Raw genomic sequence first — 12827 nt, 5'->3', positions numbered from 1 at the left:
CGACCGGAGCCACGGGTGCGACCGGCTCGACGGGTGCAACCGGAGCTACTGGCGCGACCGGAGCCACGGGTGCCACCGGCTCGACCGGTGCGACCGGAGCAACGGGCTCGACCGGAGCCACAGGTGCGACCGGCTCGACGGGAGCAACCGGAGCTACTGGCTCGACGGGAGCAACGGGAGCTACTGGCGCGACCGGTGATCCTGGTGCAACCGGCGCAACGGGCTCGACCGGAGCAACTGGTGCGACCGGTTCGACGGGTGCAACGGGAGCTACTGGCGCAACCGGAGCCACGGGTGCCACCGGTTCGACAGGTGCGACCGGCTCAACCGGATCGACGGGAGCGACCGGACGTACAGGCGCCACCGGCGCGACTGGGCCAAGGGGACCGACCGGGCCGACAGGCCCACGAGGCCACACCGGTCGTACCGGTGCTACCGGATCGACGGGAGCAACGGGTGCGACCGGAGCAACTGGTGCTGGCGGTACCGGCTCGACTGGAGCCACCGGTTCGACCGGAGCAACAGGCTCGACGGGTGCAACCGGCACGAGCGGGTCGACCGGAGCAACGGGCTCGACTGGTCCGCGTGGTCCGACGGGTCCGACTGGTAGTCACCGTCACCATGGTCACACCGGCCCGACGGGGGCAACGGGCGGCACGGCTGGAGCAACTGGTGCGACTGGAGCAGCAGCTGCGAGCGGTTCGACCGGAGCCACTGGCGCGACGAGTGCTGGCGGTGCGACGGGCTCGACCGGCTCGGCAGGTGCAACCGGAACGACTGGTGGTCATCAAGATCAGTCGTCGCTGACCACGAAGATCGACACCGACACGACCGTTGGATCGTTGAATCCGGTGCTGCTGCGTTTGGAGGCTGCAGTTGCGGACCTGGCGCTTGCAATGGCCGGAGGGTCGATGAACGGCCAGCAGTTGCAAGCTGATCTCACGACGATCAAGGGCTTGGCCCAGATGCTGTTGTCCCGTATCGGCAACACAGATGGCGGCTCAGCTTTCGATCAGACACGTCCAGGAGGTGCTGGATCGATGGGTCAATTCGATCAATCAAACCGGCCCAACCTCAATCTGCCGAAAAACGACCATTAAGGTCGGCGGCTGAAGAAGTGACGAACAAGGAAGCCAGGGATCGCGCATCCCTGGCTTCCTCTCTGACCAGGCCTGGAATAGCTGATGGCTGGCACTCCCGTGATCGACCGCCGACGCTTCCTCGTTCTCGCGGGCAGCGCGGCGGCTCTTTTCGTCGAGAGCGGAAGGTCTCTCGGACGCGAGATCGCGCCGACAGAAGGCCTCCTGAGCGCTCCGATCGAATTATCGGGAGATTGGCATGCGGCACCGACCGATGCCGTGATGCGTGTGCTCACCCGGATCCGGGAGGTCGAACTGTCAGGTTTGCGATTGCTGTCGGATCGGCAACCCAAGAAGATCCGTATCGAAAATCGCGACGAAGTCACGCCGGCAATCTGGTTGCACAGCGACCAACCTGACATGGCGGCGATCATCGTGAACGTCGGCTATGCCGATTGGTGCAGGCTTGCCTATCAATTCGGTCACGAGCTTGGGCATGTCCTGAGCAACAGCTGGCAGTTTTCCGCCAAGCCGCAACCTCCGACACAATGGCTCGAGGAGGTGCTGGTGGAGACATTTTCGGTTCGCGGTCTGCGGTTGCTTGCCGGCAGTTGGGAGAGATCGCCGCCATTTGCGGGAGACGCAGGTTTTGCCCGCGTCATTCGTCAATATGGCTCAGCGCTGCTGGACAAGTTCAAAGCGGACGATCTTTCACCGTCCGAGTGGTTCCGTACAAATCGGGCGAAGCTGGAAGTCAGATCTGGAAAGGACGTTCCGTGGGGACCAGCGGTGGTCGGCATCCTCCAGATCTACGAGGACGTCAAAGCAGGGAAACCGACCTGTCTCGATGATTTGGGAGCCTTGAATCGCTGGCCGGAGCGGACGTCCGTTCCGATCGAGCGCTATCTCGATTTGTGGGCGGAAAGCTGTGTTGCGATTGGTTCCACCGGTGAATTGCCGTCCCGTCTACGGCAACTGTTCGCGATCGCGTGAGATGTGGGACCAGGGCCGTAATCGCATCAACCAAGTGCAGGGATTTCGGTGTCGCGCCCTGCCGAATTCGTCTAGATTGCCGCGACATAGTGAAGAATTTTATTCCGTAATCGATTTTGGAGGGTGACCGTGGACCCGCATAGGGGAGCCTTTGGGGAGCCTGGGCCCGACAAGTATGTCCGCTTGCTGCAGAAGGCCATTGACGACCTTCATGCGAGCGATGAGGCGTCGCGCAATGCGCTTTACAGCCGGGCACGCACCTTATTGGACAGCCGACTAGCCGCCAGAAAAGATCTGTCGCAGGCCGAAATCGACAATGAGAAGTTTGATTTCGACGAGGCGATGTGGCGCGTCGAAGGGCAGGTCCGCCTCTGCGCAACGGAACAGGCCAGGACTCAGTCGCATGGTGTGCACGGCGACCTGCACATTATCCCTGCGCAGGAAAGCGACACACCGCAGCTGGTCACATCGCCCGATGTTGTGCATCCGCGTGTTGCTAAAAGGTCGACCAAATCGCGAGGTGCTTCCTGGCCGGCGGCGAAAGCGCTGCGCGCGTCCATGGACGTCGTCCGTGGAGGCTCCGAGTTATTGACTGATCTCGGTGTCCGCGCACGTCTCTCCGTGCAACAAATCCGCACTGAGTTTGCCGCAAAGGCTCAATCAAAACGGCACGTCATCTCACCCGAGCGGAAGTCAAGCGATCTAGCTTCGCAGCAGGGGCATTCGATCGACCGCCTGGAGGCGCAACGCAGCCCGCAATACCAGGCGCGATTGCAAGCGGTTGTCCAGGTCGCGCGTCATCACGGCGTCGAGCTCGACGTCGCCGAGTTGAGAACCGGTGAATCCGAAATCTATCCATCGGCTGCAGCGCTCTCGGCCTGGACGCAGAATGCGGGCCTATGGTCTCGCGCGGTCCGAACGAGTTGGCGCCACTTGCTCGGGATGAGCGAAGCCGGGCCCGTCATCTTGCTGTTTGCCGACGGTAGCGCCGCGCTCATGGTTGGTGCGAACGCCGATCAGAATATCGTCGTGCTCAGGGATCCAGGCGCCTCCGCAGACGGAGCCGTGCCCGTCGACGAGCTGCGGCTTTCTCAGGTGTGGAACGGTGAGGCCATCCTGGTGCGCGCGAGCCGAAGCCGCGTTGCAGCCGACGCGCCGTTTGACCTGCGCTGGCTCTTTGATCTCGTTCTGCACGAAAGGCGCTTGTTACGGGACATCGGAATCGCCTCGCTCACCATCAGCTTCCTGACCATCTTCCCACCGCTCCTGGTGATGACGATGGTGAACAAGGTGCTGCAATTCCACAGTACGTCCACCTTGGTCATGCTTGCCGCCGTCATGGCGGTCGTAGTCGTCTACGAAGCCCTGTTGGGCCATGCGCGACGTCTTATCATCGCGGTCGTTGGCGCCAGACTCGACGCAAAACTCAATCTGCACGTCTTCAATCGCCTGCTTCGCCTGCCGCTCGATTACTTCGAGCGTCATCCTGCGGGTGAAACGATGTACCGTATCGCGCAGGTCTATCGTGTTCGCGAATTTCTGACCGGCCGCCTCCTGACGACATTTCTCGACCTGATGACGCTTTGCGTCCTGCTCCCGTTCCTGTTCTATCTCAGCCCGATCCTGGCGAGCATTGTGCTCGGCTGCGCCGGCGCAATCCTGTTGATCATCATCGCATTCCTGAAGCCGATGCGAGAAATGTACGGACGGGTCACTACGGCCGAGACGTGGAAGTCGGCAACGCTCGGCGAGACGATCGTGGGCATCAAGACGGTCAAGGCGTTGGCTCTCGAGCCACAACGTCGCGCTCTTTGGGACGAGCGGATTGCAGAGGCCGGGAAATGGCGGCTGGAATTCGGCCGTCTGTCCAACTGGCCGCAGACTCTGGTTACTCCGATCGAGCGCTTTATGGTGCTCGGCACGACCATGCTCGGTGCGTATCTCGCGATGAACGACTCGTCAGGCTACATGGTGGGCGGATTGTTCGCGTTCCTGATGCTGAGCGCCCGGGTCGCCCAGCCACTCGTTGGGCTGGCGCGATTGATCGAGGACTATGAGGAGGTCGCGGCGGCGATCGGTGAGGCAAGTTCCGTACTTAATCGGCCAGCTGAGAGCAGCGCGCGAGCGGCGGGCTTGAGACCGAAGTTCGCAGGCGAAATAGCTTTCCAGGACGTCAGCTTCACGTACCTCAATACGACTGTCCCAGCGCTCGACCGGATCAGCTTCTCGGTTCCGGCCGGTTCGACGTTGGGGATCGTCGGTCGCAGCGGGTCGGGCAAGTCGACGGTTACGCGCCTACTGCAGGGAATCAATCGTGACTATAAGGGATTTGTGAAGATCGATGGCGCCGACCTACGCGATGTTGATCTGCGTCACCTTCGGCAAAGCCTCGGCGTCGTCTTGCAGGAGAACTTCCTGTTTCGTGGCTCCATTAGAGATAACATCATCTCCGGTCGACCGGGCCTGACGTTGTCGGATGCTGTCTATGCGGCAAGGCTAGCTGGCGCTGAGGAATTCATCGAGCGGATGCCCAATGGCTTCGAGACTTACATCGAAGAAGGATCTCCCAACCTGTCTGGCGGACAACGGCAACGGCTGGCGATCGCACGAGCGCTCATCACGGATCCGCGCATCCTGGTACTGGACGAAGCGACCAGTGCGCTCGATCCCGAAAGCGAAGCTGTCGTGACAGGAAACCTCGAACGGATCGCGAGCGGACGGACGATGATCATCGTTTCGCACCGGCTGTCGTCGTTGGTTGGCTGCGATCAGATTCTGGTACTCGATCAGGGCAAGATCGTCGATTGCGGTGCGCACAATGTTTTGGTCGAGCGTTGCGCGATCTATCGACAGCTTTGGAACCAGCAAAACCGCCATAGCGAACCGACGCGCCAGTCCGTTACTCCGAAGCTGGTCTCGGGCGGAGCGAACGAACCATGAGCGAAGTCCAGGCCAATTTGCTGCCACTACCGTTCAAGTCGAGGAAGAGCGATCCGACGTTGCCGGTCATCCTTGAGTTCCAGCAACCGTCAACGGCCATCATCAATGCTCCTGTACCGCGCGCGGCCCGTGGCACGATTTGGATCGTCTCCAGCATGGTCGCCGCCTTGGTTCTGGTTGCGGGGGTATTGCCCGTCGATCAGGTCATCACTGCGCGCGGCCTGGTGGTCTCGCAATCTTCCACCATCCTCGTACAGCCGCTGGAAACCGCAATCGTGCGTTCGATCGACGTGAGCGAGGGCCAGCATGTGCGGGCCGGCGATGTGCTGGCGCGTCTCGATCCGACCTTCGCCGAAGCAGATCGAGTGGCCCTCGATGGGCAATTGAACAGCCTTGAGCCCGAACTCGCGCGTCTGCATGCCGAGGCGGATGGCCAGCCCTTCACATACTCCGGCAGTGATCCAAACTGGGTCTTGCAGGCTTCCATTTTTAGTCATCGCAAAGCGCAGTTCGACTCCAAGATCGAAAACTATGAGCACCGACTGCAGGAACTGAATTCCGTGATAGCGAGATCGGAATCCGATGCTGTGGGCTATCGCGAGCGCCTCGGTGTGGCACAGAGCATCGAGGATATGCGCAGGCAGCTGGAGGCGACCCAAACCGGAAGCCGGCTGAACTCGCTGATCGCCAAGGATACACGCGTTGAAATGCAGCGGTCGCTTTCCAACGCGGTCGCGACCGGCGAGGGCGCGAAGCGCGATCAATCGGCGCTTGCCTCGGACCGCGACGCCTATGTCCGCGGCTGGAAGGCGGAAGCCTCGCAAAAGTTGCAGGAGATCAGTGTCAAGGCAGCGGACACGCGGGAACTGCTGACCAAGGCTAACTTGCGGCGCAAATTGGTCGAGATCCGTGCCGGGCTTGATGCGATCGTGCAGTCCGTCGCAAAGGTTTCGGTGGGTTCCGTTATGCAGTCGGGGCAGCAATTCATTACGCTCGTGCCGGCAGACGCGCCACTTGAGGTCGAGGCCAACATTGCGGGCAAAGATAACGGCTTCGTGCATGTGAAGGATCCCGTGTCCGTCAAGTTCGACACGTTTCCGTTCTCGCAGTACGGGATGGCCGAGGGAGTCGTACGCATCGTAAGTCCGGATAGCTTCAATGCTCAGGTTGAGGCGCGCAATCCTACCAGTGCCGTTCCGACGACGAACTTGGAGCCATTTTACCGCACTCGGATCAGTATTAATCGTGTGGCCCTGCACGGCGTGCCGGCCGGTTTCCAGCTCACGCCAGGTATGCCCGTAACCGCCGATATTAAGGTTGGTCAGCGGACCGTGCTAACGTACCTACTCGGCCTGATGCTTCCGGTGACGCAGGAGGCGTTGCGCGAGCCGTGAGCGATTTGGCTCTGCTGTCGGATGGATTCGGGAAATGCTCTTTGATCGCTTGATCGGAAAGGCGTCGCCCGAAACGGGGCTGCGCCGGGCGATCGCTCTTATCGAGAAAGAGCGGTTTGCTGAAGCGCTGCCGCAGCTGGCCCGAATGGCCGAAGCCGGCAGCGCGGAAGCTGCGTATCACATCGGAAGGCTTTACCTTCAGGGCGCCGGCGTACCGTTTAGTCGGACGGAGGGCGCGCGCTGGTTGGAACGCGCGGCGTTGAACGGCAACGCCGAGGCGCAGTCTATGCTGGCATCGCTCTTGCTCCAGGGGCTCGGCTCGCAGGCGCGAGAGGACCGCAGCGGCGCCGCAGCGCGACTATTTTCGCAGGACAGCACGGCAAAGCCAGATTTCGACGCTGCCCTGAGATGGGCTCGTATGGCGGCTGACGCCGGGTCTCCCGACGGACAGGCTCTGCTCGCTTACGTTCTAACCTATGGTCCGTCACCGCTCAGAGACCAGATACAGGCGAGAGAATGGTATCGCCGCTCCGCCGCCGCAGGCTGCGCCCAAGGACACTTGGGATATGCGCTGTCGCTCGCTGGAGACCCGAACCGGGCCGCTCACAGGGACGAGGTCGTCGAACACATGCAAGCAGCGGCGGCCGCTGAAATTCCGACGGCCGTCTTTATGTTGGGTGTGCTCACGGAAGGAGGGATCAGCGGCAAACACGATCCAACTGCAACCGCTGAACTCTACCGCAAAGCTGCTGAGCTGGGACACCGCGGTGCGCAGATTAAATGGGGGACGCTGCTGATTGAAGGTACCGTCGTTGCCAGGGATCTGGTGTTGGGCGAGACTTGGCTTCGTCGTGCTGCCTTGGCGGGTGACGCTCGTGCCGCGGAACTGGTCGGCAACCTTTATGCCAAGGGCGGAGCATTGCCGCCGAATTATGTGGAAGCGGCAAACTGGTATCGTCGTGCGGCAGAGGGTGGAAACGCGGCGGCTGCTCGGTCGTTGAGTTCGTTCTACATGACCGGAGCCGGAGTACCTCGAGATAGCCATGAAGCGGCCCGCTGGTTGCGCATCGCTGCCGAGGCCGGAAATTTGGATGCTCAGGTCGACGTCGGAAATGACTTGCTGGAACGAGCGGCCAGTGGAGAGGAATGTCCGCCGGTCGCGGATTGGTTCATGCAGACGGCGCAACGCGGCAATCTTGTCGCCGCGTTCAATCTTGGCGTTTGCCTTCTCCAGGGCATAGGCGTTGAGCGCAACGAACAACAAGCAGCGGTCTGGCTGAGGCGTGCGGCTGAAGGGGTCCCGGAGGCGCAATTTATGATCGGTCGTCTTGTTGCCGATGGGCGTGGTGTGCCGGCCGATCCGAGAGCAGCGCGCGATTGGTTCGCGCGTGCGGCGCAGGGAGGGATCACCGATGCGCAGGTTGCCCTGGCCGAGATGCTCGTGAACGGTCGCGGGGGCCCGCAGGATGCTCCCGCCGCGCTTAAATTGTGCGAGCAGGCCGCCGCCCACGGCCACGCTGGAGCAATGTTTGCACTCGGCGCTATATATAGCGGCGGCCATGCCATTCCCGTTGATCGAGCCAAAGCCGAGCATTGGTTTCGAGCAGCCGCAGAACGCGGTCATGGTCAAGCTCAACTCATGCTTGGGCGTTATCTGCGAAGCGGTGCGGCGGGGCACAGCGACCTCAAGCAAGCGAGTCACTGGTTGGAGATGGCTGCCGCCCAAGGCATTGTCGAAGCAGACTCAGAACTGGCGGAACTGGCAAGAGCTTCACCACGATAAATCTTACGAACGGGCGGGCCGTCCTGGCTCCGAGATTTCGAGCCATGCCGACTAACGGTGGGCACCGAAAATAGATGAGATCTTGGGACTTCGAGTGAACGCCGCGCACTTCAAACGAAAGCTCACGCATCTTCAGTGCTTCCGCACAATTCCATATTCGAGGCGGGCGCCGTGATGCTATCAAAGCCGGCCAGAATTGACGAACATCAACCCGCTTTGCTGCATGTAAGCAGCTCCGTCCTTTTCAGCGAGATTCCTGATGCGACGTGTGTCAGCTTCAAGATACTCGCACCCTTTCCGGTGCAGATGGTCAATCCAGTATTCTGACGTCTGCAAGTTGACGTGGTGATATCCGATTTGCCCAGGAACGGCATGGGTCATCAGGATGTATTTGCCACACGTGAGACTGAGGAGGACATTCTCCAGGTATCTTTCGTCAATGTGCTCGACGACCTCTTGGCAATGAACCAAGTCTGTTCGAGTGACGATCGGGGCTTGGGTAATATCCTGCTGAAACGCCGGGTAAGTTGATTTTTCAACGCTCTCTGGAAATCCATCGGTCGCCAACACCATGAGACCGGCTTTGTGAAAGTAATGAGCAGCGTTTCCACATCCACTGCCAAGGTCCAATACCGATTGAATACAAAATCTGGAAATTACGTAGTCCCATACCAAGGGACAGTAGGTGAAGGGATCGCCAGCCTTGATACTTCCGCCAAGATGCGGCGTGTTTTGGTCTGCAGCGTTTTGCAGTCCGCGATATGTAATGGGTTCCATTTTCAGCATCCAACTCAAAATGAAAGTTTGATACTCGCAATAAGCGGTTGCCGCGTCTAGAGCTTCCTTGGCCTCCACCGGCATTTCGGCGGAACGCAGCCAGTAGCGGAGGAAGTGAGCAGATTTGCAGCGCCGGAGCACGCACGATTGATTCCGCGCTCGTTGGGCGCATTGCGACTATCATCGCGGGCGATCGGATCTGCATCAGGCTACTGCTTGTCGTGGGCGCGCAGTCGCTTGCTCGCACCGGTATGTCTACGGAGCATCAAGCGAGAACGTTGTGCAGATCCCGCAAACAAGCATGGGCGAAAAAGACAACTTCGCTCCACGCGTTGGCCCAGGTCACCTTAGAAGCTCTTGAAGCCGACGGGGCAAAGCCGGCGAAGCCTGCAGTTTTTTGCAGCTATCCTTCCAAGCCTCCAGATATTGCTCGAGCGGGATAGCGCTGCGGCCATTCCATCGGTTTAGCGCGCCAAGCGCTTCCATGGAGGCCGGGTTGCGCTCGTATTCTTCGAGGATGAAGAGAGATGCCGCCTGTGCAAACGCGTTGAGGCAGGGATCTGCCTCCAACGCGGCACGATGCTGCCTGAACCAAGCGCTGGGGTTCTTTGAATTACCTTGTTCAGTCGCCAGTTTTCCGTACCGCTCGACAGCATTTTGTCGATAGACCGCGACGGCGGCGCCAAAACCGCTGTCATCCCTGAACGGAGGATCGCGCGACCAGTTATCCGCCAACAGGGCGAGTCCTCGGAGCGTAAAGGCTTCTACAAGCGACTCCTCCAGCCATTGGCTGGGTGCTGCAGGCTTGGCATCCGGCCGCCATGAGTTTGATGTAACGTGTCCCAACTCGTGACCAAACTGATAGGCGAGCCTCGACCAGTCCCGTTCCCCAACGTCGACGACGACCCAGGCAAGATCGGTTCCGTCCTTGTGAAGCCAGACCGCGGGAGGGCCGCTCGTGCGCTCCTCAACGCGAAGGCGGCTGGGCTGGTCGTTTGAAACAAGGCGGAAACCGTCAAGGCAAGCACAACGCATCCGCTCAACGACTTGCAGAGCCGCATTCGGGATCATGCGACCCCAGTCACCCGCAAGTTCGATTGGAGCGGCGCGGAGGCCTGCACCATGATCGGCTGTCGAAACCATGGAGCATTATCCTTCGGGCTATCACAACTTCAGCACCTGGCGCCGACTACACAATGATATTGTGATCAGAGCAATGCGCAATATCGTCCCGCTCGCGCGGCGGCGTGGAATCAGCGCCCAAGCCCGCGAGGCTGGCGCGGGTGCGTAATTTGAGGTCCGTCGACGCCTGCTTTTAGTGTTCGGCCTGTTCTCACGTTCAACCCATGTCCGCTATCCGGCGTATTGCAGACGCAAACCGGACTGGCCATGTGTGAAAGTCGGTTGTCGGCCTCGGCTTACTTCGTCTCTGGAGGGCTTGGCTTTGGCAGGCCATATTGCTCGGCGCGTGCCTCTGCCAATTTCCTGTATGCCGCGGCCTGTTTTAGCAGCTCTGCTTTGAACGCTTCGTTGTGCTCCGAGGCCGCGAGTTTCTCAAACTCAACGGCGCGCTCCAAATATTCAGTGAGCATCTTCATAACGTCGGACCGGCAGCAATCGGGTCAGGTCAACCCTGGCAATCGGCCGATGATCTGCCTTCGGAGCCCGGTGTGTCAATTACATCGGCTGCACGTCGTGACGCGAATGATGGACAACGCGACATTCCGTTCTGAATCTGCCCAGGTGATTGCCAGGCGCGCCTTGGGATCGCAAATCGGTCCGGTCAGACCAGCCCGTTTGCGCGAATTAGCAGTGAGCCGATCATATCGTCGGAGGGCCTTCGAAGTGCGCCAATCCGCTTAGCGAGATCAGCAGTTAGGACAACACCGTTGCCACTTAGTGCACAAAATGTCGCACGGACCGCGCATCGGGTGTAAACAGTGGCCCAGTACAAATGAGGTTGTGCTTAATGAACTAGACTAGAGGATCGCTCCGTGATTTGGGAGCGTTCTGATTGCGTTCTTACACCGTCACATATCCAGGTGAGGTTGCCATGCACGCCAAACTCTTGAAAGCGCGTTTCGGCCTTCTTTATTCCCTTATTGCCACCGTTGTTCTGCCCTCAGCTCCGGTATCCGCGGGCGATGAGGCATTCATCGTCCTGCCCGGCGAGCCGACTCGCTATAGCGGACAGCAAGGTCGAGAGGGGGATTTCACCGAACTATTGGCCACGGCTGATAAAACTGGGGGGCAGCTCGGCTATTTTCGTCAAACCATCGCACCCAAGAGCGGTCCCCCTACACACCTGCACGAAATGGAAGCTGAGTTTTGTTACGTTGTGAGCGGTCAGTTCAACTTTAAACTGGGCGAACGCATTGTGAGCGCGCCCGCCGGCGCCTTTGTGTTCATTCCTCATCACACTCCGCACACGTTCCAGAACGTCGGGACGGAGCCCGGTGTATTGCTGTTTGGTGTGACGCCCGGTGGATTCGAGAAGATGTTCGCGGAGCGGCAAGGTGTCGATGCCGAAACGAACCAAAAGCTGATGGCAATGCACCACATGAAAGTCGTGGGTCCGCCTCTTAGGTAAGCGCCCACCATTGAGTGTTCCCCCCGTGAGGCCGCAAGCCGCGTGGTTAGACCAGGGCGTTTGCGCATATCAGCAGTTGGTTGACCTGCTCGTCGAAGAGATCGACGACCGCGATCATGTGCTCGACCAGCGGATCAGCTCGCCGGATCTCGGTCGTGAGATCCCATCCTCCTGGACGGCAGCGACCGCGGCGATCTCGGGCTTGACCGCGGCCCAATTGCCGCGTCTCGTCAGAGGCGCGTTTAAGGCCGAGCGTGGTGGCGGCGAAATAGCCTCGGTGAGCGGGCGCTCACGCCCGCTCTGGCGTCGGCTAAGGGTGGTCAAAAGAGGACATCGGCGTGCGCCGCGTTTGTCCTCTCTGGGCCACGAGCGGACCTGGGCGCCATCGGCTGAGTGGATGAATCCGTCACCTTGCGAGAACTCAGGGAACAAGCACCGCTGGCAGTGGTCCTGTTGGCTGCGGTACAAACTGATTCTGCTGCGCCCGAGCCACCGCCAGGATCGCCAATGCAATTGCGAGGACCGCCAAGAGTCTGGCCATCAATCAAATCCGCTGAAAATCGTGTTGGTACGTGCGAGATGATCGTAGCTTTGCGCTCCTTTGGAGCGGCCATCGTTCGATGGCGACTAGGATCGACCGGTCACAATCAATGCATACAGGCTGAAGAAATCAGCACTGTGAACATGTCGACGTCGAACTCGTTCTCCAAACTCTTTCCGAACCGCCTTAGCCATTTATCCTGGGCCAGGTAGGCCAACTTCTCGCGGGCCTGTGGGCAATCAAATTTGAGGTTTCCAAGATTCTGAAGGTGATGGACCATTTCGTGTACCAGGACCGATTGGTCCGCCGGCGAAGTGCCGCCCCAATCATCAGGAAGCAGGATCGTTCTCGTTTGGTTGTCGTAAAGTGCGACAACCTCGCGCTGAGTTAGTTGCCCATCGTTCATGAAGCGTTGCGAAGAAGCACGGTCCGTTGCACGCAACCTCGCAAGTTCCATCTTCGACGCAAATTCAACAACGGGACGTTCTTTGATGGCAGGCAGATCGAAATTCGATGAGAGCCAACTCACAATGTCATCCAACAAGTCTTCCGTAGGTTGAGTTGCATCAGAATGCAACGAAGCCGAACGCGATTCGGTGGGCGCGCTGCGCTCCAAAGCATATTCGCAATGGGCTCTAGCCCGTCCTATTCGTGAGAGTGCGGCTTTTGGGCCCGATTGATGCGGCCGTACATCTGCTCTGACGAGGCGCACAGGATTGCCTTCGGCTTT

General features: G+C 59.7%; 11 protein-coding genes. 7 read left to right on the top strand and 4 right to left on the bottom strand.

Annotation, left to right across the window (positions count from 1 at the left end):
* From K359_RS65705 to K359_RS0150345, 6 genes are all read left to right on the top strand, one after another.
* Positions 1 to 199: hypothetical protein (locus K359_RS65705; RefSeq protein ID WP_245284995.1), on the top strand; the 199-nt coding region annotated here is incomplete at its 5' end.
* Between the two features lie 652 nt (positions 200 to 851).
* The gene (locus tag K359_RS65700; protein WP_245284994.1) at positions 852 to 1100 is read left to right on the top strand and encodes a hypothetical protein; all 249 of its coding nucleotides are present in this window, start codon (positions 852 to 854) and stop codon (positions 1098 to 1100) included.
* Positions 1101 to 1184: 84 nt separating this feature from the next.
* The gene (locus tag K359_RS0150360) at positions 1185 to 2072 is read left to right on the top strand and encodes a hypothetical protein (RefSeq protein WP_051346900.1); all 888 of its coding nucleotides are present in this window, start codon (positions 1185 to 1187) and stop codon (positions 2070 to 2072) included.
* 183 nt (positions 2073 to 2255) lie between these two features.
* Positions 2256 to 5012 (top strand): peptidase domain-containing ABC transporter, encoded by a 2757-nt coding sequence (locus tag K359_RS56915; protein WP_245284993.1) that lies wholly within the window; start codon positions 2256 to 2258, stop codon positions 5010 to 5012.
* Entirely contained in the window at positions 5009 to 6406 is a 1398-nt protein-coding gene (locus K359_RS0150350; RefSeq protein WP_035978727.1) for an HlyD family type I secretion periplasmic adaptor subunit, read from the top strand. Before K359_RS56915 ends, K359_RS0150350 begins: the two co-directional genes overlap by 4 nt.
* 34 nt (positions 6407 to 6440) lie before the next feature.
* Positions 6441 to 8189 (top strand): tetratricopeptide repeat protein, encoded by a 1749-nt coding sequence (locus tag K359_RS0150345; protein WP_035978726.1) that lies wholly within the window; start codon positions 6441 to 6443, stop codon positions 8187 to 8189.
* A 180-nt stretch (positions 8190 to 8369) separates the two neighbouring features.
* Here the strand turns inward: K359_RS0150345 and K359_RS63045 are convergent, their stop codons facing one another.
* The 3 genes from K359_RS63045 to K359_RS0150325 form a co-directional block, all read right to left on the bottom strand.
* A complete protein-coding gene (locus tag K359_RS63045) occupies positions 8370 to 9044 on the bottom strand; it encodes a bifunctional 2-polyprenyl-6-hydroxyphenol methylase/3-demethylubiquinol 3-O-methyltransferase UbiG (RefSeq protein ID WP_165123131.1) in 675 nt (224 codons plus the stop codon).
* Between the two features lie 264 nt (positions 9045 to 9308).
* Positions 9309 to 10109: a hypothetical protein gene (locus K359_RS0150335; RefSeq protein ID WP_029085639.1), complete on the bottom strand. Its 801-nt coding sequence runs from the start codon at positions 10107 to 10109 to the stop codon at positions 9309 to 9311.
* 275 nt (positions 10110 to 10384) lie between these two features.
* Positions 10385 to 10564 carry a hypothetical protein gene (locus K359_RS0150325; RefSeq protein WP_029085638.1) on the bottom strand — a complete coding sequence of 60 codons (180 nt, stop codon included), beginning with the start codon at positions 10562 to 10564 and terminating at the stop codon, positions 10385 to 10387.
* Between the two features lie 455 nt (positions 10565 to 11019).
* Between K359_RS0150325 and K359_RS58230 the strand changes: the two genes are divergently transcribed.
* Complete coding sequence (locus K359_RS58230; RefSeq protein WP_051346899.1) at positions 11020 to 11556, top strand: cupin domain-containing protein; 537 nt, start codon at positions 11020 to 11022, stop codon at positions 11554 to 11556.
* A gap of 647 nt (positions 11557 to 12203) precedes the next feature.
* Here the strand turns inward: K359_RS58230 and K359_RS0150310 are convergent.
* The gene (locus K359_RS0150310) at positions 12204 to 12809 is read right to left on the bottom strand and encodes a DUF6647 family protein (protein ID WP_051346903.1); all 606 of its coding nucleotides are present in this window, start codon (positions 12807 to 12809) and stop codon (positions 12204 to 12206) included.
* Positions 12810 to 12827 lie beyond the last annotated feature (18 nt).

It is taken from the genome of Bradyrhizobium sp. th-b2 (assembly GCF_000426785.1).
Classification (GTDB): Bacteria; Pseudomonadota; Alphaproteobacteria; order Rhizobiales; family Xanthobacteraceae; genus Bradyrhizobium; species Bradyrhizobium septentrionale.
The sequence above is the reverse complement of the archived record's forward strand: the minus strand, read 5'-3'. Positions and strand labels throughout refer to the sequence as shown.